The sequence below is a fragment of the Gorillibacterium sp. sgz306347 genome (genome assembly GCF_059735245.1).
This window is the reverse complement of sequence record NZ_JCAPET010000004.1, coordinates 87,349-109,403: the sequence shown is the minus strand read 5'-3', so window position 1 is coordinate 109,403 and position 22,055 is coordinate 87,349. Positions and strand designations below refer to the sequence as shown.

Genomic DNA, 22,055 nt, shown 5'->3' with positions numbered 1-22,055 from the left:
GCGAGTCCGAAGGTTGGAGAGCCGGGCAGCTTTTGCACGCCATACCGTGCTGAAAAAGCATAAAGGAGATAAACAAAAACCGGAGCAGGAAAAGGAGAACTTCCTTACCCGGTCCGGTTTTTGATCTTCCTGGCGCAGCGCTTTTGGGACATCCCCTTTTCGTTCAATAACAAGGGAAGTCCGCCGGCATGCGCCACATTGAACTCAGCTTTCGGCGAACTGGCTGTTGTACAGCTTGGCGTAATGGCCGCCGTTTGCGAGCAGCTCGTCGTGGCTGCCGCTTTCCACGACGTCCCCGTCCTTCATGTACAGGATGAGGTCCGATTCCCGGATGGTGGACAGGCGGTGCGCGATGACAAAGCTGGTCCGGCCGGCAATCATCTTCAGAAACGCTTTCTGGATGCGGAGCTCGGTCAAGGTGTCGATGCTGCTCGTCGCTTCGTCGAGGATCAGCATCGGCGGATCGGCCAGCATGACCCGGGCGATGGTCAGCAGCTGGCGCTGGCCTTGCGAAAGATTGTCGCCCGTCCCGCTGATCCGCGTCCCGTAGCCGTCCGGCAGCCGCTTGATAAAGCTGTGCGCGTGCGCCGCTTTGGCGGCCGCCACGATTTCCTCCTCGGTGGCGTCGGGCTTGCCGTAGGCGATATTCTCGCGGATCGTGCCGGCGAAGAGCCAGGTGTCCTGCAGCACCATGCCGAAGCCGCGCCGCAGGCTGTCCCGCGTCAAATGCCGGATGTCGACGCCGCCGATGGAGATCGAGCCGCCGTCGAGCTCATAAAACCGCATCAGCAGGTTCACCAGCGTGGTTTTGCCGGCGCCGGTCTGGCCGACGATGGCGATCCGCGTGCCCGGCTCTACCGTCAGGCTGAAGTTGGTGATCAGCGGGCGCTCGGGCGTGTAAGCGAAGCGGACCCGGTCAAACACGATGGTTCCACCCTTTTGGCCGAGAGTGACGGCGTCCGGATCGTCGGGTTGTTCCGGGGGCAAATCCAGCAGGCTGAAAATCCGCTGCGCCGAAGCCGTCGCCGACTGAAGCTGCGTCAGGACACCGGTGATTTCATTAAACGGCTTGGCAAACAGATTGGAATAGATCAAAAAGCTGGACAGGTCGCCCACCGTAAGCCCGCGCAAAATAATCGCAACCCCGCCGATCATGGCGATGGCGGAAAAGGTGATGTTGTTGACCAGCCGTGTGGTCGGGTTTGCGAGCGAGCCGTAAAACTGTGATTTGACCCCCGCCTCATACAGCTCCTGATTGACCGCCTCGAATTTGGCATAAGACCGGTCTTCATAATGAAAAGCCTGAACGATTTTTTGCCCGCCGATCATTTCCTCCACGTAGCCGTTTAAACCGCCCAGGATTTTCGCCTGCTCGCGGAAAAGCTTTTGCGACCGGGTGGTGATAAACCGGGCCACGTAATAGGTAATTGGCGCGGATACGAGAACGACCAGCGTCATCATCGGGCTGATGGTCAGCATAAATCCGATGGCGCCGCCGATGGTCACGATGCCGGTCAGCAGCGTGGCGTAACCCTGGAGCAGCCCGTCGGCTACCATATCCATGTCGTTGACAAAGCGGCTGATTGTGTCCCCGTGCGGACGGGTGTCGTAAAACTGTAGCGGCTGGCGGTTCAGATGATCAAACAAGTCCCGCCGCATTCCGTTGACCGTCCGGTAAGCGATCCGGTTCGTCAAATGCGTGAGCAGCCAGGTGAACAGGCTGCCGGCGGCATAAACGGCGCCGAGCAAAAGCAAAAGCTCGGCGATGCCGGCAAAGTCGACGGAATCCGGCCCGAGCATGCGGTCGACGGCGCGCCCGATCAGAAGAGGGCCGACGAGGCTTGCGACGACGCTCAAAACGGCGAACAGAACGGCCAGCAGGGCGCTGCCCCGGTAAGGGCGCATATAAGCGAAGATTCGCTTCCAGGTGGTTCGGGTGTTCATCGCTCCGCCTCCTCGCCGGTTTGCTGGGACTCGTTGATTTCCCGGTATACGCTGCTCTTTTGAAGCAGCTCTTCATGCGTGCCGATTCCGTCGATTTTGCCCTCGTCAAAGACGAGGATGCGGTCCGCCTGGCGGACGGTGCTGACGCGCTGGGAAACCACCAGCACGGTCATGCCCCGGCTGGATTTCCGGAGCGCCTTGCGAAGGGCGGCGTCCGTGGCAAAATCGAGCGCGCTGGACGCATCGTCGAGAATCAGAATGTCCGGCTTGGCCGCGACGGCGCGGGCGATGGTCAGACGCTGCTTCTGTCCGCCGGACAGGTTTTGGCCGCCGCGTGCGACCTGCGTCCCGTAGCCGCCGGGAAGCGCGGAGATGAATTCATGCGCCTGTGCGATCCGCGCCGCCCGCTCCACCTCTTCATCGGAGGCTGCAATGTTGCCATACCGGATGTTTTCCGCGACCGTTCCGCTGAAGAGCACCGCTTTTTGCGGCACGACGGCAATTTTCTCCCGAAGCTCGCGGAGCGGGTAATCCTTCACGCGGATGCCGTTCACCAGGACTTCGCCCTCCGTCGCATCGTAAAAACGGGGAATCAGGTTGACAAAGGTGGACTTGCCCGAGCCGGTGCCCCCGATAATGCCCACCGTTTCACCGGAGCCGATGGAAACGGAAATGTCCGTGAGGGCCCGGTCCCCTGTCTCGCTGTAGCCAAAGAAGACGCGTTGGAACGAGATGGCCGGCGCAGCGGCCCCCGGTTGGCCCGCCGCCGGCCGGCCGGGCGTTGGCGCAGCTGCGTGAGGCGCGGCGGCCGGAACGCCGGCTTCCCGGAGCGCGCCGGCGTCCGAACCCTGCGGATGGCCGGCCGCATCCGGCACGGAGCTGACGGCTGCCAGCACCTCGTTGACCCGGCCTGCGGAAGAGGAGGCGCGCGTAAAGATAATGACCAGATTAGACACCACGATCAGGGCCAGAAGAATTTGCGTGATGTAGTTGATGAACGCGATAATCTCCCCTTGCGTAAGCGAGCCGTTGTCAATGTGAATGCCGCCGACCCACAAAATCACGATGATCGCGGCGTTCACAAAAAAGGACGTCAGCGGGTTCAGCAGCGCGGATATCCGGCCGACGCGGACTGCGGTGCCCGCAATGTCGTCGGAGGTTTCGCGGAACCGGCGCTGTTCTTCGCGGCTTTTGGCAAACGCGCGGATGACCCGGACGCCGGACAAATTCTCGCCGAGCACCTGTGCCAGCCGGTCCAGCTTGCGCTGGTAGCTGCGGTAGAGCGGCGCGGAGCGGGAAATGATGAAATAAAGAATAATGCCGAAGATCGGTGTAGCCGCAAGCAAAATCAGCGACAGCCGGAAATCCAGCAGCATGGCCATCACAATCGCCCCGATGCAGATGAACGGCGCCCGGATAACCAGCCGGATCAGCATGGCGACCGCCAGCTGAAGCTGATTCACGTCGTTCGTAATGCGGTTGATCAGGGACGGTGTCCCGAACTTGTCTAGTTCGGCGTAAGACAGCGAAGAAATATGACGGAACAGATGATTGCGGAGCGTAGTGCCGAACCCTTGCGAAGCCCGGGCCGCGTAATACTGGCAGACCATCGAGCAGGCGAAGCCGAGCACGGACATAGCGAGCATAAGGCCGCCCATCCGCAGGACGTAGCCGGTATCTTCTTTTCCGACGCCGTTATTGATAATAAGAGCTACGATCGTAGGCAGAAGAAGCTCCAGAATCGCTTCGAACAGCTTAAACAGCGGGCCGACTAGGCTTTCCTTCCGGTAAGCCCGCAAAAAGGACGCCAATTTAAACAAAACCATCACCAACTTTTTACTGAATTCAAGGGAAAAACACTCGTTTGACTTCCCGGATGTACCGGTTATGATTATGGCATACTCTTTCCCATATTAAAAATATTGGATTCGTCTGCTTGCCATAGCAAAAACCTATCGCATACAGGGAGGATTAGATGGACATACGTCAATTGAAGTATTTTCTCGCCATCGCAGAGGAAGGACAAATTACCTCCGCCGCCAAAAAGCTGCAGATGGCGCAGCCCCCTCTCAGCCAGCAGCTCAAGCTGCTGGAGGAGGAGCTCGGCGTCCAGCTCGTCGAGCGCGGCCCCCGCAGCGTCCGCTTGACCGAAGCGGGGCAACTTCTGGTGAACCGGGCCCGGCAGATTCTGGAGCTGGCCGATTCAACCGCCCGGGAAGTGGCGGACACCGGAAGAGGGCTGAACGGAACGCTCTCCATCGGCACGGTATCCTCGTCCGGCGGCGTTCTGGTCAAACAAAGGCTTTCCAGCTTTCACCGGGCTTATTCCGGCGTCCGGTTTGAAATTCACGAGGGCAACACGTTCCGGATCATCGACCTGCTCGCCAAAGGGATCGTCGAGGTCGGCATTGTCCGCACCCCGTTTTCCGCGCCGGACCTCGGCCACAAATACCTGGAGGCGGAACCGATGACGGTTGTCATGACAGCCGATAACGATTGGAAGCCGGAGGCCGATTCGGTGGACGTAACCGAACTCCGCGACAAGCCGCTTGTGCTGTACCGCCGGTTTGAACAGCTGGTTCGCGACGAATGCCTGCGCGCTGGGTTTGAGCCGACGATTCTATGCAAAAACGACGATGCCCGCACCACCTTGCAGTGGGCCGATTCGGGCCTCGGCATCGGCATAGTGCCGCAATCCGCCACTGAGCTCTTGACCATGAAAAACCTTATCCGCAAACCGATCAACAGCGAAGCCTTGCGAACCAGACTGGCGGCCATCTGGATGAAGGACCGGTATCTGTCGTCGCTGGCAAGGAAGTTTATTGACTGGTTTTAAGAAAAATTAATGATTGCTCTATGGGAAGAACTATAGTAAACTACCAAATAATAGTATAAACGCTAAGAATATCATTTTTTAAGGAGGGGTTAGATGAAGCCGTCGCGCTACAACTTCTTTTTCCCATACGAGCATGATGAGGCAAAGATGATTGCTTACAATGCCTTTACCAATTCGTTGGCTCTTCTCGAAGTAGAGAAGTACCAAATCTTCATGGATTTCTGCAAAACGGGAAAACCAATCGAAGATGGAGAGTTTCTGCAAGCGCTCCGCGCGCAGGCTTTTCTAGTGGACGACCGGGTGGATGAGCTGCAGCAGCTTCGTTTTGAAATGTTGGCCCACCGTTATCTGTCGAATACGCTGAGTCTAACCATAGCGCCCACCTCGGATTGCAACTTCCGTTGTGTATACTGCTATGAAAAAGACAGCATCCGGACCACCTATATGAGCGAAGAGGTGCAGGATCAATTAATCGCGTTTGTTCGCAGACATGCTCCCGGGATCCAAAGCCTCAATATTGCCTGGTATGGCGGAGAACCGTTAATGGCATTGGAGATTGTTGAACGGTTAACCCGTTCCTTTATGGAAATATGTGAAGAAAATCACGTGTCCTATTACTCCAATATGGTTACCAACGGCTATCTGTTGTCACGCGAAAATCTGGATAAAGTCAGAGAGCTTCAAATTTCTCAGCTTCAGGTGACGGTTGACGGGATGAAAGAAGCACATGATGTGAGAAGGCCGCTCGTCGGGAATCAACCAACATTCGACCAAATCATGCAAAATTTGCAGGCAGGTAAAGATCTTCTGCCGCCTACAGCGCTCCGGATTAACGTCGACAAGGAAAACATGGATTCCGCTAACCAATTAAACGTTCATTTGAAGGAGTTGGGATTGGACGAGCATGTGTTTCCGTATATGGGGAAGGTGGAGAACAGCAACGAAACCTATACCAATCAGGCATGTTTGGATTCACATGATTTTTATCGGCTAGAATACTCGTATGTTCGCTCGCTGCAAAATGAACGCATTATAAATCGGTTTCCCCGGCGGATAGCGAATTTTTGCGGCGCCGACTTTTTAAATTCTTACGTGGTGGACGCAGATGGCGGCTTGTACAAATGCTGGTCCGATATAGGGATTCAGGAACGCTGTGTGGGCAACGTAGGTGCTGGCATGAATACGACGAGTCCTCTTTATATGGATTATATGTTGTTTGATCCCACTACGGAGGAAGGCTGTTCTACTTGCAAGGTTTTACCCTTATGTATGGGCGGTTGCCCGTTTAAAAGACTGAACCGTTCGGCCGACAATTGTTCGGAATACAAATATGTTTTGAAGGATTACCTTTCCTCTATTACTCAACACATCAAGCAGCAGCAAAATGAGCGAACAGAAGTGAGCGTTTAAAGCACTAAGCTTATCGTGCATTTCCGCACAAGTGCATGTATCATATCCATCCAAATGGAGGTGTGTCGTTATGGAACTGATGCTTAGCAAGCCTTTGCCCCTGGCAGGTTGTTCTCAGAGCTGTACGTGTAACAATAGCGCTACGTATACCGTAGAGTGTCACCCTAATTTCCCTATTTGCGTGGCCCAATGCTCCACGCAATCGATTTGCGCTCCGGGTAAACCCGGAATAAGCCCGCTTTGATAAAGAGCATTTAAAAAGTGAGTTTTTTTAATTGATGTACTTGTGCGGGTATGCTTTTCTGATAAGACTGGTTGGGCGGGATTTTCCCGCCCATCTCTCCATTTAAGGGTGGTGAAACCGTGGACATTCTTCGTTTTTGCAAACCCTACCTCATGAAATATAAATGGACGCTGTCCCTTTATGTTTCGGTGTCGCTTCTTTTGAGTGGGTTATCGATTCTGGGTCCTTATATAACCGGTAATTTTATCGACAATTTGGTTACCCGAAAAAGCTTATCTTATCTGTATACTTACTGCGCGATTTATGCAGGCATCGGTCTGAGCACGATTGTGCTTGGATACGTCAATCAGATGATCTATGTGAACGTCCAGAGCCGGTTGGGCTTTGCTCTTAACCGTAACATGATCCGCCATGTGCAAAACGCTCCTTTGTCTTATATTCAAGGAAATGATCCCGTATATTTGAGTCAAAGAGTAAACAATGATTCCAACATGGTGATTATCTTTAGTGTCACCTTGCTGCAGAATCTGCTCGTAAATGTTCTAACCTTGCTTGTTCCGACTGTTATCATGTTCCGGCTCAACGGCCCGCTAACGGGTATCCTTCTGGCGTTTTTGCTGCTTTATGTAGCCTTGTATCAGATTTTCAAGAAACCGATCTATCGCACTCGGATGAACTACATGGAACAGCAAAATCACTTTTTTTCCAGTCTCTATGAACAATTGCAGCACCTGAAGTTTATCCGGCTGCATGCAGTGGAACGCCAGTTTCAGAGGCGGCTCGACCAACGGTTTTCCGGTCTTCTGTCGAGCGTGATGACCAATCAGCGGGTTTCCTATTTATTTTCGGGGCTGGACTCAATCGTGATGACAATGGCTCAGATAGTTTTATTTATCATTGGCGGAATCTTTATCATCCGGGGACAATTTACGATCGGTATGTTTACCATGTTTTTCAGTTATTTCGGGATGCTTATCAATTCAGCCCGTTACTTTTTTAACTTGGGCAAATCGTTTCAGGACAACAAAGTTTCCCTTCATAGATTGGAAGAGGTTCTTCAGCTTCCCGTAGAGCCCAACGGATCGGAGACGGTAGAGGAAATCGACCGCATCCGCGTATCTTCGTTGTCTTTCGCCTACGGCGGCAAAACCGTTTTGCAGGAGTTGACATTTCATGTCGAAAAAGGGAAAATGTACGGCATAGTCGGGGCGAATGGATCGGGAAAAAGCACCTTGTACCAGGTTTTGACGGGCATGTTTATGACGCAGTATGGCGGAGAAGTGTTTTTCCAAGAACGGAACATCAAAACTCTGGACATGAAACAAACGCGGTCGCGATTGATCGGAGTGGCCGAGCAGGAACCGGCCTTACTGCAGGATACAATCCGGTTTAATTTATATTTGGAAGAAGATATGGATTCTGATTCAGAAAAACTTGACGAATTTCTCGATTTGCTAAACCTCAAAGGGTTGATCGAAGGACTTCCGGAAGGGCTGCAAACGCCGGTCCAAGAAGGCAGTTCCAACTTATCTGGGGGAGAAAAGCAAAAGCTGGCGATTATGCGCGTATTGTTGAAAAATCCGGAAGTTATGATTTTTGACGAGCCTACATCTGCACTGGATGCCCGGAGCACAGATCGATTTCTTGACTATTTGCGGACAATAAAAGAGGACAAGATCATCATCCTGATTACCCATGATAAAAATGCGCATGTCATTTGTGATGAAGTATACGAAGCGAGGCAAGGGATGCTTATCCCAGTCTCTTTAGCTGCAGGTCAAATAGAACCTGCCGCCATATTATGAAGCTGAATTCTTAAAAAAGTACATTAATGGTTCCAAACGCCGGCTTTTCACAACAAAGCGGGTGTTTTTTTGTATGCTTTACTGTTTTTCAGCTGCGTTCTATTTCGGCAAACCAGACCCACGTAGCCGGAAATCGGACGGCGCCGAGCCCATTCGTTTGGCAAACACCTTGGCAAAGTAGGAAGGGTCTTCGAAGCCGGTGGAGGCGGCGATGGTCTGCACGGGCTGATCAGTATGGACGAGCAGGCGCACGGCCTGCTCCATCCGGTAGTGGAGCAGGAACTCGTACGGCGATACGCCGGTATGCCGCCGGAAGCGTTTGGTAAAGTAAGCGCGCTCCAGACCGACATGGCGGGCCAGCATCGGGATGGTCAGCTTCCGTTGGTAATTGGCGCGGATGTACTCCAGCGCCTGCCGCACGGCCCAATCCTCGCCGGTTGCGCGGTGGTCCGGGGCAGCAGGACTGCTGCCCGTCGCCCTGGCCGCAGAGACGGCAGGCCCGCCGCGCCAGGCGTAGCGTTCGCCCGGCAAGGCGGCTTCCTCCAGGTAGCCGGCCAACAGGCGAAGCAGCAGCCCGGCGCCGTCCAGCTCGGAGGCGGCGGTGTTCGCCTCCGTGCTTTTTACGAGGCGGGCAAACAACCGCCGCCGCGTTTCGTTTGGTCCGGTGCCGGACCGGATCGGACTTTCGCGCGTAATGGAGGCGAGCCGCAGCGCGTTCGCGGCCCAGCCGCCTTCAAACCCCGCCCAGTAATACGCCCACGGGTCTTCTGCATCGGCTTCATAATAAACCGGCGTATGGGGAAACAGACAGAAGCTGTCCCCCGCCCCGAGCGTAAAACGGCCGCCGGGAACGATCAGCGTGCCCTTGCCCCGCACAATGAAGTGAAGCACAAAGTGGTCCCGCATCGCCGTCCCATACGAATGATAGGGGGCGCATTGCTGGCGGCCGCAGTAAAAAAGCCGGATGCCCTTGTCCAGCCGGTTGCTCAGAAAATGCTCGACAAACAGTCCCTCTTCCATAGAAGCGCGCCTCCCGTTTTGAACACAATTTTACACGTCGATTCCCGCTCTTTCCCTTATGATAAGCAAATCGTAACACAAACCTCCCAAAAGTAAACACAATTCTCCCTGTCGTCTGTTTGGTCCAGCCCTTAGAGTAAAAGCAGACAGCGGAACCTCCGGGACGGAGCGGGCGGCAGCGGCTAAAGGCCGGCTGCGTCCGGAGGAATCATACCGGGGCAAACCCCGGGCAGACCAAAAAGGAGCAGAGAACGATGGCAGGTCCACAAAAGAGCGGTTTGATCGGTCCAAGCGAAAGCCGGACGGGCACGGAGACGGAAGGCGGCTTCATGCAGGCGCAGGGCAGCGGCATTTTGCTGAAGGAAGGCAAGGATTCTTGGGGGGCGGCGGAAAAAGCGGCCGCGTTCAAAGGAGGCGGACGGGCATGATTACCGTGCAAGCGGGTGTTCATCGCGTGGAGGCGGAAAGCGGGCCTTCAGAATTCCAACTGTCGCTAGCATCGGAGGAGACGGCCGGCGGAATCTGGATCGTTCGGGTGCGAATGGCTGCCGAATCGGATGCTCCGGCGGCCCCGCCGGTCGTCCGGCTCCGCTGGAGCCATCCGATTGTGGACGTCCAGGGGCTGTGGCACCCGACGGCGGAGCGCAGCCGGGCCCTGATCCCCGACTGGTGGGGCGGCTTCACCTCCAAATCCACCTCATCGGCGCCGGTTGCCTGCCTCTTCAGCCAGTCGGGGCGAAACCGGCTGACGTTCGCTTTTTCGGACGTGCTGAATCCGGTGCGCCTCCATGCGGGCGTGAACGAAGAATCGGCTTCGTTTCATTGCTCGGTGACCCTGTTTGACGAGCCGGCTTCGCCGCTTTCCCGTTACGAAGCGGAGCTGCGGCTGGATACGCGCGGAATCCCTTACTATGACGCCCTGCGCGAAACAGGCGAGTGGTGGGAGGGGCTGCCCGGCTGCCGTCCGGCCCCCGTGCCCGAGACCGCCCGGGAGCCGATGTATTCGACCTGGTACAGCTTTCATCAGCGGCTGACGCCGGAAGGAATCGAGGAGCAGTGCGAGCGCGCAGCCGCTATCGGCTGCAAAGCGGTCATCGTGGACGACGGCTGGCAGACCTCGGACAATGCGCGGGGCTATGCGTTTTGCGGAGACTGGCGGCCGAGCCCGGACAAGCTTCCCGATATGAAAGCGCACGTGGCCCGGGTTCAGGCGATGGGACTCCGGTATTTGCTCTGGTACTCCGTTCCCTTTATCGGCCGGCACAGCGAAGCGTGGGACCGGTTGAAGGACAAACTGCTGTATTATAACGAAGAACACGGCGCCGGCATTGTGGATCCGCGATACCCCGAAGTGCGGGACTATTTGATCGGCCTTTACGAAACCGCGCTGGAGGATTGGAACCTGGACGGCTTCAAGCTGGATTTTGTCGACAGCTTTTATTTGCCGGAAACGGAAAGCGGCTGCCAAAGCGGCGGGGACCGCGACATTGTGTCCGTGCCGGCCGCCGTGGACCGGCTTTTGAGCGACGTGATCGAACGGCTGCGAAGCCGCAAGCCGGACATTCTCATCGAGTTTCGGCAAAATTACGTCGGGCCGTTGATGCGCAAATACGGCAACATGTTCCGGGCCGGCGACTGTCCGAACGACGCCGTGCAAAACCGGATGAGAACCGTCGATATCCGGCTGCTAGCGGGGCGTACGGCGGTGCATGCGGATATGATCATGTGGCATCCCGGCGAGCCGGCCGAAAACGCGGCTTTGCAGCTGATCAACGTGCTTTTTTCTGTCCCGCAAATTTCGGTGCTGCTGGACCGGATTCCGCCGGACCACCTGGAAATGACGGCGTTTTGGCTCGCTTTCTGGCGGGACCGCCGGGAGGTTCTGCTGGACGGCCGGCTGGAGCCCCTTCACCCCGAGCTGCTGTATCCGCTTGTGCTGGCGAAAACGTCCGGGGAGTGGGTGGTCGCCGCTTATCTGGACATGGCGGTTCCCCTAACCGGCGATCTGCCCGCTAAAGTAACCGTGGTAAACGGAACCCTGCAAAACCGCCTGCTCCTGGACTTTGGAGTCCGGCCGGGACGAAAGACGCTTCGGGTATACGATTGCCGGGGTCACGTGGTGCGGGAGGAAGAGATTGTGCTGGAAGAGGGCGTTTACGCGCTGCAGCTCCCGGCGGCCGGATTGGCGGAACTATATGATTTACAAAATAATGGAAATCGCCTATAGTAAAAAAAGAATTTCATAAATCGCTAGGGGTGTCCAAGCAGATTGGGCTGAGAGAGAAACGGCGCGTTTCTTAACCCTTCGGACCTGATCTGGTTCATACCAGCGTGGGGAAGCTCAGTGGGCGCGTGCGCAGCCGGGAACAGGAAGCGCAGCCCGTTAAGGCATGCCGCGGCCGGATCTTGTCCCGAAGATCCGGCTTTTTTGCGTTTGGCGCCCCGGCCAAAGGAGCGAAAACCCATGTTCATCCCCACCCCCTCCGCCAGTCCGGCGGGCGCAAAGTCTTACATGACAGAGAATGCAGGCCGCAAAATCTATGTGACCGGCCCGAGGCCGGATATCCGGGTGCCGATGCGCGAAATCCGGCTGTGCTCCGGAAAAAGCGGATCGCCCGACGCATCCCCGGCTGCGATCCGGCTGTATGACTCGGGCGGGCCTTACACCGATCCGTCCCGCCGTCCCGATTTTCGCTCCGGATTGGAACCGATCCGGCAACCATGGATAGAAGAAAGGGAGGATACGGAGCAAAGCGCATGGGTTGACGGCTTGGACATCCCTGGAACGGGAGGCCCATTCCGGCAATCGGCCGACTCCGGAGACCGGGTATTGGCTGCATCGGCTCCGGCCGGGATAGAGCCGAAGACTGTGGAGGAAGGGCAAACAGGATCGAATTTCACGCGCGATGTGATACCCCGGCGGGCGAAAGAGGGCTGCTGCGTAACCCAGCTGCATTACGCCCGCAAGGGGAAGATTACCCCGGAAATGATGTTTGCCGCCATCCGCGAGCAGGTGGAGCCGGAGTTCGTCCGGACGGAGGTGGCGGCCGGCCGGGCCGTAATTCCGGCCAACATCAATCACCCGGAATGCGAGCCGATGGTCATCGGCCAGGCCTTTCATGTGAAAATCAATGCAAATCTCGGCAACTCGGCGATGGCTTCCTCCATGGAGGAGGAGGTGGACAAAATGGCGTGGGCCGTCCGCTGGGGAGCGGATACGGTGATGGATCTTTCAACGGGCGGAGACATTCACGCCACCCGGGAATGGATTTTGCGCAACGCGCCCGTTCCGGTCGGAACAGTCCCTCTCTATCAGGCGCTGGAAAAAGTGAAGGGGGATGCCGGAGCGCTGACGTGGGACATTTACCGCGATACGCTGATCGAACAGGCGGAGCAGGGCGTCGATTATTTCACCATCCATGCGGGCGTTCTGCGGGACCACATTCCGCTGGCCGCAAAGCGTGTGACCGGCATCGTTTCGCGCGGCGGGGCGATCATGGCCGGCTGGTGCCAGGCGCACGGCGAGGAGAATTTTCTGTACATGCATTTTGATGAGATTTGCACCATTCTGGCGCGTTATGACGCCGCCGTCTCGCTTGGCGACGGCCTGCGCCCCGGCTCCGTGGCGGATGCCAACGATGCTGCGCAGTTCGCCGAGCTGGAGACGCTGGGCGAGCTGACGGCCATGGCCCATTCGCATGACGTTCAGGTGATTGTCGAAGGACCGGGGCATGTCCCGCTGCACCTCCTCGCCGAAAACGTGGAGAAGCAGCAAAAGCTGTGCCACGAAGCGCCATTCTACACGCTGGGACCGCTCGTTACGGATATCGCGCCCGGCTACGATCACATCACCTCGGCGATCGGGGCGGCGGTCATCGGCTGGCTGGGCACCGCCATGCTCTGTTACGTCACCCCGAAAGAGCATCTGGGGCTCCCCGGCAAGGAGGATGTGCGTGCGGGCGTGATCGCCTACAAGATTGCGGCTCACGCCGCGGATCTGGCAAAAGGCCATCCGGGTGCCCGCGAGCGGGACGACGCCTTGTCCCGGGCCCGGTTCGACTTCCGCTGGCAGGACCAGTTCGCCTTGTCGCTCGACCCGGAACGCGCGATGGAATACCGCGGGGCGCCGGCGGGAGACGGGGACCCGGAAGCTTACTGCTCCATGTGCGGGCCGGAGTTTTGCAGCATGCGCCGTTCGCGCGGGCTTTTGGAGGAAAGCGGCTTATGATATGATGGACGTGAAATCGCCGAAACGGCTGAAGCTGGAGATGGACGAAGTTCATGATGAACATAATTTGTAAAGGCATAAACCGCAGAGTGCAAGGTTCTCGCGGAAGGAGGGCGGCCCATGCGTTTGCCGGCTAAAAGAAGCCCCCGCTGGCTGGTCTGGTTTGTCGGGATCGGGCTGCTGCTTACCGGGCTTATCTGGATCAACCGTTACGTGCTTCTGGACGAACCGTTCGAGTGGGTGTTCGCGCTCCGGTTTGCGCTTCTGGCATTTGTCGTTTCCTCGGTGGCTCACGTTTCCGCCTGGGCGGGAGCCAAATGGATTTGGGCCGGCACCCTGCTCGGGACGTTGGGCGGGGTGGCGATGCTGTACATCTACGCGGAAGGCAACCGCGGCGGCTGGGAGGACCTGGCCAGCCTGCTCGGCTTCTTTCAAGGCGTTCTGTTCGGAATCGCCGCGGGAGCTTTCGTGCAGATTGCCGTTTACCTGGTAAACCGGATCAAGAGCTAGTCATCGGGTGATGACTAACGCCCCATCCATGAAGGCTGGTTGTTTTCTCTTGGACGATCCGGTTTGCTTCCGCGGGCAGTGACTCGTGCTCCGTCCAAGAAGAATGGCAGCTCTCTCTGGGACAATCCGGTTGGCTTCGCTGCTAGATTCTTTTGCAGCGGCTTTTTTGGCTTAGAAGGAGATCGTCTAGGAGCGAGCGGCTGGGTGAGGCGAGCGGTCGGGTCGAGCAAGCGAGCGGCTGGGTGAGGCGAGCGGTTGGGCGGAGCAAGCGAGCGGCTGAGCAGGGCGAGCGGTCGGGCCGAGCAAGCGAGCGGCTGAGCAGGGCGAGCGGTCGGGTCGAGCAAGCGAGCGGCTGGGTGAGGCGAGCGGTCGGGCGGAGCAAGCGAGCGGCTGAGCAGGGCGAGCGGTCGGGTCGAGCAAGCGAGCGGCTGAGCAGGGCGAGCGGTCGGGTCGAGCAAGCGAGCGGCTGGGTGAGGCGAGCGGTCGGGCGGAGCAAGCGAGCGGCTGGGTGAGGCGAGCGGTTGGGCGGAGCAAGCGAGCGGCTGAGCAGGGCGAGCGGTTGGGCCGAGCAAGCGAGCGGCTGAGCAGGGCGAGCGGTCGGGTCGAGCAAGCGAGCGGCTGGGTCGAGCAAGCGACCGATCACCAGGGAACGGCGATGCAAATAGGTGCAAAACGAAGCTTATTTCCGTGGTTTTTGGCCTCTATCGCGAAATAATTCCATAAACGCACTTATTTTCGGATAAAGAAGCGATATTCAGGGAAAACGAAAGAAATAATTGCTTTTATGCATCTATTTGGCGGAATACGGCCGTTATTAGGGAAAATAGTTGCTTTTCTGCACTTACTGTCCAGCCCTACGAGCGGGAGACCACTAACGCTGGGAATTCGGGTCCGTCGCCGGATTTAATGAAAGAAACGTCTGCATCAAAACGGCAAACGCCCGGGGGCCCCGCTTGTCTGGCCGACAAGCCGGGGTCTCCGGGTGTTTTGCTTGCCGTGCGGGTGCCAAGCAAAAGGGAAGCAGGCGGCGGATTGAAATCCGGCCAAGAACCCCGCCGCCCGGCTGCCCATCGTTTGCGAATAGAGAAGAGGGCTTTGGACTTGCGGCTATTTTTGGGGCGAGAACCCCTCTTCGCGCAGATACTCCTCCGCTTCGTCCAGCGTTTCAAACACCATCTCCAGAGAAAGCCCCGCGTAGATGTACCACAGGTCGTCTTCTTCCTTCAGCTCCAGACGGCTGCCTTCACCGGACACCCAGACGCCCAAGGACGAGCCTTTCGTGACCGATTCTTTCGTCCCCAGATGACCGCCCACTCCTGAGCCTCCGTCCGGGCCGGGACGTTCCGGTCCGCCCTCGGACAACGAGCGGATGGACGCTTCCACGAGCTCCCGCAGCGCATCCTCCGAATAATCGCGGATGTTCACGAAGCCCTTTTCATCCGTCGGATACCCCTCAAGCAAGCCGGCGTAAACAAAGCCGTTGCCATTCGGATGCAGCCGGTAAACGACCGTTTTCTTTTCATGCACGCTTTCCTCGTAATGGTAATTCACGCGGCCAAGCGATACGTTTTTTCGCTCCAGCTGCGGGAAAGAATCAAAAATGCGCACTTTTTCATCAAAGGACAGCATGTCGGCCTCCGTTATTCCTGCATGGTTCGGCTTTCGCCCGCTCGCCCGAACCGGGCGGAGCGGGACTCGCCGTGCCCGGATTGTACCACACTTGGCAGATATCAGCCAACCCGGTGCCTCCCGGTGCCCCCTTCCCAGATCCGGCCTCGACCTGAAGCCGGTTCCCCCGGCGCTGCTATTTCGAGACCGGTCCCTCCATCGCCGCCCTGAAGCCGGTCTATTCCGCCGGGCGCTGCCGTTCCTTGTGGCTCGCGAAAAGTCGGTCCCTCTCCGTCGTTAAGGACAGGCGTTTTCGCGTCCAAACGGCCGGGAGAGTCGGTCCCTCCATCGCCGCCCGAAGCCGGTCTATTCCGCCGGGCGCTGCCGTTCCTTGTGGCTCGCGAAAAGTCGGTCCCTCCCCGGCGTTACGGTCAAGCGTTTTCGCGTCCAAACGGCCGGGAGGTATCGAGCGGACGCAGCCCGGCTTCAATTGCGGCCCGCCGCGGCTCGAGATAGGGCGGAAGCGCCAGCGTTTCGCCCAGGTGTTCAAGCGGTTCGTCCGTGTCGAAGCCCGGCCCGTCGGTCGCGAGCTCAAACAGGATGCCGTTCGGCTCGCGGAAATAAAGCGACCGGAAGTAGTGCCGCTCGACGAAGCCGGAGTTCGCCAGCCCGTGCCGGTTCAGTACATCTTCCCACTGCAGCAGCTCCTCCTTGTCCTCGACGCGGAAAGCGACGTGATGGACCCCGCCTCTGCCGAGACGGGCGGGCGGCAGATCGTCGCGCGGCTCCACCTGCACCTCCGCGCCCGAGCCGCCTTCCCCGGTCTGCAGCACGAGGATCTCCGGCTGTCCCGGGACAAGGGCCGGATAACGTCCGGTTTCCCGGAAGCCGAGCAGCTTGAGCGCGGCGACTGTAAATTCGGGCTTGCGCACGGTCAGCTTGACCGGGCCGAGGCCTACAATGCCGTATGCCTGGGGAACGGCGCTTCTCTCCCATGGAGTGCCGCCGGGCACGCCGGTGTTGGTTTCGTCGGAAACGAGGGCCAGCCGCTGCTGCTCGGGATCGCGGAAGAAAAGCGTTTTGCGTCCTGCAAAGGACACGACGGGTTCCTGCTGTACGCCATACTCGCGAAACCGGGTTTCCCAATAGGCCAGGGCTTCGTCATTTGCAACCCGGAGCGACATGCCCGATATGCTGTCGGCGCCTTCCCGGTTTTGCCCGATATGCAAATAATCGAAGAACGTCAGCTCCGTTCCCGGATTGCCCCGTTCGTCTCCGTAAAACAAATGGTACGCGCTGGTGTCGTCCTGATTGACCGTCTTTTTGACGAGCCGCATGCCGAGCACCTTGGTGTAAAATTCATAATTTCTTTCGACCGAGCCGGTCATGGCGGACAGATGATGGGTACCTTTTACGTTCATTAGAGGGAACGCTCCTTTCGTCAGCGCAGTTTTTTGAGCAGCTCCAGCAGCTGCCGCTGTTCATCTTCGTTAAGCGCGCCAAATTGCGCCGCCTGAAATTGCTCCTGAACCGGAACAACCTCCTGATAAAGCCGGTTTCCCGCCTCCGTAAGGGAGACGTATTTGGTTTTCCACTCCTGCTCGCGCCGGATCCAGCCCGATTCCTCGGCTTTTGCGAGCAGCTGCGTAATGTTTCCTTTGGTAACGACCAGCTTGTCCGCCAGCTCCTGCTGCGTGATCCGGCCGGCTCCGCCCACTTGGGCGAGCACGTCAAACTGGGCGGCTGTCAGCTTCCACCGGCTCAAGTGCTGGTTGGTCTCGCGAATGCTCCGGTTGTAAAACCGGGCGAGCCGGAACCAGAGCAAAAGCCCCCGCCGCTCCTCCTGCCGGGACCGCTTGCCTTCGCTGTCCTCCGTGCTTTTCGTCATCGGAAAACCTCCCTTTTTACTCCCGCTGATCTTCAACACTTGTTACATTTTGAGTTTAGTTATTAACTTATACTAAGTTTAAAAATAAACCGACAAAAAGTCAACCTGCCGGAAGAACGCGATTGTCCGATTGCCGAAACCTCCGGAAGCGAATATGATAAGGGAAACAAAACGAGCGAACCCAACGGGCAATACCGCGAACATACGGCCCGATCAAGCCGCGAACAGGAAAGAAGGGACAAGAGCATGGAGGTTTCGGCATCGAAGAAGCTGCAAATTTTGACCACCGGGATCTTTACGGAGCTGGCGGACCGCAAGCAGGCGGCCATTGCCAAAGGCTTGGCCGTCATCGACCTGAGCGTGGGCAGCCCCGACCTTCCGCCTCCGGCAAGCGTGGTGGAGGAGCTGGCCGGACAGGTGCGGGACACCGGCCAATACGGCTACTCGCTGCGCGGAACAGCGGCCTTTAACCGGGCGGCGGCCGGCTTTTACCGGCGCCGGTACGGCGTGCCGCTTGAGCCCGACCGCGAGGTGCTTCAGCTCATGGGCTCGCAGGACGGGCTGGCTCATCTGGCGATGGCGGTCGCCGATCCCGGCGATTACGTGCTGACGCCGGACCCCGGCTACCCCATCTATGAAGCGGGCGTCCGGCTGGCCGGAGCCGTTCCCTACCCGATGCCGTTGACGGCGGAAAACCGCTACCTGCCTGATTTGAACGCGGTTCCCCCGGAGGTGCTTCGCCGCGCAAAGCTGATGATTTTGAGCTATCCGGGCAATCCGGTAGCGGCGCTGGCCGACCGCGCGTTCTTCGAGCGGGTTGTCGCCTTTGCCAAGCGGCACGGCATTCTGGTTTTGCACGACTTCGCCTATTCCGAGCTGATTTTTGACGGCCATCCTTCGATCAGCTTCCTGTCGGTTCCCGGAGCGAAGGAGGTCGGGATCGAGTTCAATTCCCTTTCCAAAACCTTTAACATGGCGGGCTGCCGGGTCGGCTACGCTGTCGGCCATCCGCAGGCGCTCGCGCTTTTGGCCGCCCTTCAGTCGCACACGAACTACGGCGTATTTCATCCGCTGCAAAAAGCCGCCGAAGCCGCCTTCGGGCTGGACGATGCGCATTTCGCTTCGCTGGTGCGGACCTATGAAGCCAGGCGGGACGCCCTGATCGGCGGGCTTGCCCGGGCGGGCTGGGAAGTTCCGCCCACCCCGGCGACCATGTTCGTTTGGGCCCTCATTCCCGCAGGCTGGACGTCCCGCGGGTTTGCCTTTAAGCTGCTGGACGAGACGGGCGTGGCGGTGACGCCGGGCGACGCCTTTGGCTCGCGGGGCGAAGGCTATGTCCGCATCGCGCTCGTTCAGCCGCCAGAACGGCTGGAGGAAGCGGCACGCCGGATCGGCGTCTTTCTTCAGGCAGGGGCGGACTTTCGCGGCTAGGGCAGGCGCCTCTTTACAATACGTAAAGTTGACACTCCAAAAAGAGCCGTGGTACGATGTGCACAACTTATTCGCGGAGGAGGCGGGGAGAATGAAACGCAAGGACGAACGGAAGCCTGCCGTTTCTTTCCCGCTGCCCTTTTTTTCCCGCCGCCTGTTTTTTCGCAGCCATCCCTGCCCGGCAGGAGCTTTTCCGGCCGGCCATGCACCGGTCAAGGGACAGGTTTTCAAGAACACGGCTGCGAACCCGCAGCCGTGTTCTTTTCTTTAAGCGGCGGACGAGGAAAAACCGCCCGGTTTGGGAACCCTAAACCGGCGGAACTCCCGGATAGGCGACGCCTGGCCGGCCCGGGCGGCTCAACGGCATGATATTCTGGCGAAAGGATGAAATGTACATTGTACAGGTGACGAATATGAGTTTACAAAAGCAAACCCCGATCGAAAATGCCTTAATTTTTCAGAATATTTCGGAAAATAGACTGTCGATCGAAGACGTATATGAACGCGTGCTGCGTTTTATCGCTCAGGACCCGAAGCATACCTTCCACTTTGTGATCGGAACCGACTGCCAGGTGCACAATGGGTATACGAAATTCATCACGGGGATTATCATCCGGCGGCTCGGCAAGGGCGCCTGGGCCTGCTACCGGCAGGTGATTTTGCCTCGGGAGCTGATCTCCGTAAAGGAAAAGCTGGCGACGGAAACCTCCCTGTCCCAGGAAGTGGCCGCTTATTTTGCGGGCGAAGCCATCGACCGGATGGAAGAATTGCTGCTTCCCTACGTCTATCAAGGCGCTGCTTTGGAAACTTATATCGACATCGATGCCGGTACACAGCCGATCGTCAACAAAACCTCCCTTTATGTGCAGGAGATGGTGGATAGAGTGGAAGCGATGGGCATTTACCGCGCCCGCGTCAAACCCGATTCTTACGCCGCTTCGTCGTACGCCAACCGGTATACCAAACGCCCGGCCCGAATCGTGTTGTAGCAAGTCCCCGGGTTATTTCGAATAAGCCGCGAAAGAGGAATTCGCGGTTTTTTTCGTTTCCTGAAAAAGGAAATCGCCCCCGAACCGCAGAATGGGTAAATCATAAAAGAGAAGCAAACAGGGGGCCGAAATGGACGAGCGGAAAACGAAGAGGACGGACGGAACGGAGTATGGGCAGGGAGAGGAGAGCCCCGCCGCTCCGCGCCGGGGCTGCGGGGCGTTTCTTCGCGGCGTGTTTGTTTTTGCGGCGGCCTACGCGCTCCTGCTGTTTCCGGTGGCGGTGCTGGGACAGTCGGCTTTCATTCCCCTGCTGCGGGAGGAGTGGCTCACCGACGCGGGAGCCGCCGTTTTGCTGGCGGTTTACCTGGTCTTGATTGTCATGATGTTTGCCGTTTTGGGTGCGTTGATGGCGGGGGAACGGCAGCTTTCGGGCCGGTTTCTGCTGGCAGCGACTTTGCCTACGGCGGCCGGGCTTCTGCTGCTATGGGTTCTGTCCGTATCCGGCGGCGGCAGCGAGCTAAAGGCCGTCGCCGGGCCCTTATACAAGCTCCTGGTCTTTTGGGCTGACCCCGTGCTTGATCTGCTCGCTTTTTATCCGCGGCGGCTGAGCGCCGCTCTCCCGCTGCTTGCGCTTCTGCCGAGCGCCGGGGCGGCAGCCGGGATCGCCTGGCTGCGCAGATGGCGGCCCCGCCTGGGACGCAGGGGGCGAAACGCGCTGCTGCTCGGGGCTATCCTGCTGTTCGCCGCCGCGTTCCTGGCCGGGCAGCATACGGCGGCAAAGCCGCTTATGGCGTCCGGGGAATACCCCCGGGTGGACGGAGCCACAGCGGCCATTCCGTTTGCGGAGCGGCTTTACGCGGAGCTGACCGGGGCGAACCGCCTTCGGGCGCGGGATGAGGTTCATTTTCATACCACCCACAATGCGTACGTCAGCCTGATCGAGCGGAAAACGGACCTGATTTTCGTCGCCGGGCCGTCGGACGAGGAGCGGGCGCTTGCGGAACGAAACGGCGTCGGGCTGACGCTCACGCCGATCGGCCGGGACGCGTTTGTCTTCCTGGTCAACGGCCGCAATCCGGTGGACAACCTGACCGACGGGCAAATCCGCGGGATTTATACCGGGCGAATCGCCAACTGGCGCGAGATCGGAGGAGCCGATGCGGAAATCGTCGCTTATCAGCGCGACGCCAATTCCGGCAGCCAGACGTTTATGGAACAAAACGTGATGGCTTCCGAAAGCATGGCGCATCCGCCGACCGAGCGCGAAATCGACGCCATGGGCGGCCTTATCGACGCCGTCGCCGACTACGAAAATGCCGCGAATGCGATCGGCTATTCGTTTTACTATTACGCCGGCCAGATGCACCGCAGCGGGAACGTAAAGGTTTTGGCGGTAAACGGAGTGGAGGCAAACCGGACGAATATCGCTTCGGGCCGGTACCCGTTTACGGCGGTTCTTTATGCCGTAACCCGCTCGGACGAGCCGGCGGACAGCCCGGCCAGCCGGGTGGTCCGGTGGATTGTTGAAAGTCCGGAAGGGGCGAAGCTGGTCGAAGCGGGCGGTTATGTGCCGCCGGACAACGGAAGGAAAGGGGAGGATTCCGGTGAACGAAGTGCCGGACCATCTTGACCGCGGGCTGCATGTTGTGTTCGTCGGGTTTAACCCGAGCCTGAAATCGGGCGAGCTCGGCCATCACTATGCCAACCCGCGCAACAATTTTTGGCGCATTCTGCACCGGGCGGGCCTTACGCCCCGGCTTTACGACGCCTCCGAGGACGGCGAGCTGCTGCGTCTCGGCTACGGGTTTACGAACATCGTGGCCCGGCCCACCCGGGGCGTGGAGGACATCGCCCGCGAGGAATACGCGGAGGGGCGCGAAATTCTTCGCCGCAAGCTGGAGCGCTACCGGCCCCGCGTCGTCTGCTTTGTCGGCAAAGGCGTCTACACGGAGTACAGCCGCCGTCCGAAAGCGGACTGGGGCTTTCAGCCGGAGCCGTTTGCGGCGGGGATGCAGGAATTTGTCGCGCCTTCTTCTAGCGGCTTGGTCCGCATGCCGATGGAGGAAATCGTCGCCATTTACCGGCAGCTGGGCGATTTTTTGCGGGCGGAGTGAGCCTGCTTGGGCAGCGCCCCAACCCGCC

General features: G+C 58.4%; 17 protein-coding genes and 1 riboswitch. Of the genes, 11 read left to right on the top strand and 6 right to left on the bottom strand.

What is annotated here, in order from left to right; translation table 11 throughout:
• Positions 1 to 204 precede the first annotated feature (204 nt).
• Together AC6I6H_RS04140 and AC6I6H_RS04135 are read right to left on the bottom strand one after the other, a co-directional pair.
• Entirely contained in the window at positions 205 to 1,944 is a 1,740-nt protein-coding gene (locus AC6I6H_RS04140; RefSeq protein WP_497951688.1) for an ABC transporter ATP-binding protein, read from the bottom strand.
• Positions 1,941 to 3,764, bottom strand: coding sequence for an ABC transporter ATP-binding protein (locus AC6I6H_RS04135; RefSeq protein WP_497951684.1), 1,824 nt, complete (start codon positions 3,762 to 3,764; stop codon positions 1,941 to 1,943). The genes AC6I6H_RS04140 and AC6I6H_RS04135 overlap by 4 nt, the downstream gene beginning before the upstream one ends.
• 155 nt (positions 3,765 to 3,919) lie before the next feature.
• Between AC6I6H_RS04135 and AC6I6H_RS04130 the strand changes: the two genes are divergently transcribed.
• From AC6I6H_RS04130 to AC6I6H_RS04120, 3 genes are all read left to right on the top strand, one after another.
• Positions 3,920 to 4,780 carry a LysR family transcriptional regulator gene (locus tag AC6I6H_RS04130; protein ID WP_497951681.1) on the top strand — a complete coding sequence of 287 codons (861 nt, stop codon included), beginning with the start codon at positions 3,920 to 3,922 and terminating at the stop codon, positions 4,778 to 4,780.
• Between the two features lie 93 nt (positions 4,781 to 4,873).
• Entirely contained in the window at positions 4,874 to 6,190 is a 1,317-nt protein-coding gene (locus AC6I6H_RS04125) for a radical SAM protein (RefSeq protein ID WP_497951677.1), read from the top strand.
• 363 nt (positions 6,191 to 6,553) lie between these two features.
• Positions 6,554 to 8,239 carry an ATP-binding cassette domain-containing protein gene (locus AC6I6H_RS04120; protein ID WP_497951671.1) on the top strand — a complete coding sequence of 562 codons (1,686 nt, stop codon included), beginning with the start codon at positions 6,554 to 6,556 and terminating at the stop codon, positions 8,237 to 8,239.
• Between the two features lie 99 nt (positions 8,240 to 8,338).
• On the opposite strand, the gene AC6I6H_RS04115 is transcribed toward AC6I6H_RS04120, so the two are convergent.
• Positions 8,339 to 9,259, bottom strand: a complete 921-nt coding sequence (locus tag AC6I6H_RS04115; RefSeq protein ID WP_497951668.1) for an AraC family transcriptional regulator — start codon at positions 9,257 to 9,259, stop codon at positions 8,339 to 8,341.
• A gap of 254 nt (positions 9,260 to 9,513) precedes the next feature.
• Between AC6I6H_RS04115 and AC6I6H_RS04110 the strand changes: the two genes are divergently transcribed.
• The 4 genes from AC6I6H_RS04110 to AC6I6H_RS04095 all read left to right on the top strand — a co-directional run bounded on the left by AC6I6H_RS04110 (position 9,514) and on the right by AC6I6H_RS04095 (position 13,997).
• The gene (locus AC6I6H_RS04110; RefSeq protein ID WP_497951663.1) at positions 9,514 to 9,687 is read left to right on the top strand and encodes a hypothetical protein; all 174 of its coding nucleotides are present in this window, start codon (positions 9,514 to 9,516) and stop codon (positions 9,685 to 9,687) included.
• Entirely contained in the window at positions 9,684 to 11,486 is a 1,803-nt protein-coding gene (locus tag AC6I6H_RS04105; protein ID WP_497951658.1) for a glycoside hydrolase family 36 protein, read from the top strand. The genes AC6I6H_RS04110 and AC6I6H_RS04105 overlap by 4 nt, the downstream gene beginning before the upstream one ends.
• 15 nt (positions 11,487 to 11,501) lie before the next feature.
• Positions 11,502 to 11,614, top strand: a riboswitch (TPP riboswitch).
• Between the two features lie 109 nt (positions 11,615 to 11,723).
• Complete coding sequence (thiC, locus tag AC6I6H_RS04100) at positions 11,724 to 13,487, top strand: phosphomethylpyrimidine synthase ThiC (protein ID WP_497951653.1); 1,764 nt, start codon at positions 11,724 to 11,726, stop codon at positions 13,485 to 13,487.
• A 120-nt stretch (positions 13,488 to 13,607) separates the two neighbouring features.
• A complete protein-coding gene (locus tag AC6I6H_RS04095) occupies positions 13,608 to 13,997 on the top strand; it encodes a hypothetical protein (RefSeq protein ID WP_497951647.1) in 390 nt (129 codons plus the stop codon).
• Positions 13,998 to 15,104: 1,107 nt separating this feature from the next.
• Here AC6I6H_RS04095 and AC6I6H_RS04090 read toward each other — a convergent pair.
• The 3 genes from AC6I6H_RS04090 to AC6I6H_RS04080 all read right to left on the bottom strand — a co-directional run bounded on the left by AC6I6H_RS04090 (position 15,105) and on the right by AC6I6H_RS04080 (position 17,493).
• A complete protein-coding gene (locus AC6I6H_RS04090; RefSeq protein WP_497951642.1) occupies positions 15,105 to 15,626 on the bottom strand; it encodes a hypothetical protein in 522 nt (173 codons plus the stop codon).
• A gap of 410 nt (positions 15,627 to 16,036) precedes the next feature.
• Entirely contained in the window at positions 16,037 to 17,026 is a 990-nt protein-coding gene (locus AC6I6H_RS04085; RefSeq protein WP_497951637.1) for a ring-cleaving dioxygenase, read from the bottom strand.
• Between the two features lie 20 nt (positions 17,027 to 17,046).
• The gene (locus AC6I6H_RS04080) at positions 17,047 to 17,493 is read right to left on the bottom strand and encodes a MarR family winged helix-turn-helix transcriptional regulator (RefSeq protein ID WP_497951633.1); all 447 of its coding nucleotides are present in this window, start codon (positions 17,491 to 17,493) and stop codon (positions 17,047 to 17,049) included.
• 246 nt (positions 17,494 to 17,739) lie between these two features.
• On the opposite strand from AC6I6H_RS04080, the gene AC6I6H_RS04075 reads away from it, so the two are divergent.
• From AC6I6H_RS04075 to AC6I6H_RS04060, 4 genes are all read left to right on the top strand, one after another.
• Positions 17,740 to 18,924 (top strand): aminotransferase class I/II-fold pyridoxal phosphate-dependent enzyme, encoded by a 1,185-nt coding sequence (locus tag AC6I6H_RS04075; protein ID WP_497951631.1) that lies wholly within the window; start codon positions 17,740 to 17,742, stop codon positions 18,922 to 18,924.
• Positions 18,925 to 19,337: 413 nt separating this feature from the next.
• On the top strand, positions 19,338 to 19,913 hold the full coding sequence (locus AC6I6H_RS04070; RefSeq protein WP_497951629.1) for a ribonuclease H-like YkuK family protein: 576 nt from the start codon (positions 19,338 to 19,340) through the stop codon (positions 19,911 to 19,913).
• A 130-nt stretch (positions 19,914 to 20,043) separates the two neighbouring features.
• Positions 20,044 to 21,543: a PstS family phosphate ABC transporter substrate-binding protein gene (locus AC6I6H_RS04065; protein WP_497951627.1), complete on the top strand. Its 1,500-nt coding sequence runs from the start codon at positions 20,044 to 20,046 to the stop codon at positions 21,541 to 21,543.
• Positions 21,479 to 22,027 (top strand): mismatch-specific DNA-glycosylase, encoded by a 549-nt coding sequence (locus AC6I6H_RS04060; protein WP_497951625.1) that lies wholly within the window; start codon positions 21,479 to 21,481, stop codon positions 22,025 to 22,027. Before AC6I6H_RS04065 ends, AC6I6H_RS04060 begins: the two co-directional genes overlap by 65 nt.
• Positions 22,028 to 22,055 lie beyond the last annotated feature (28 nt).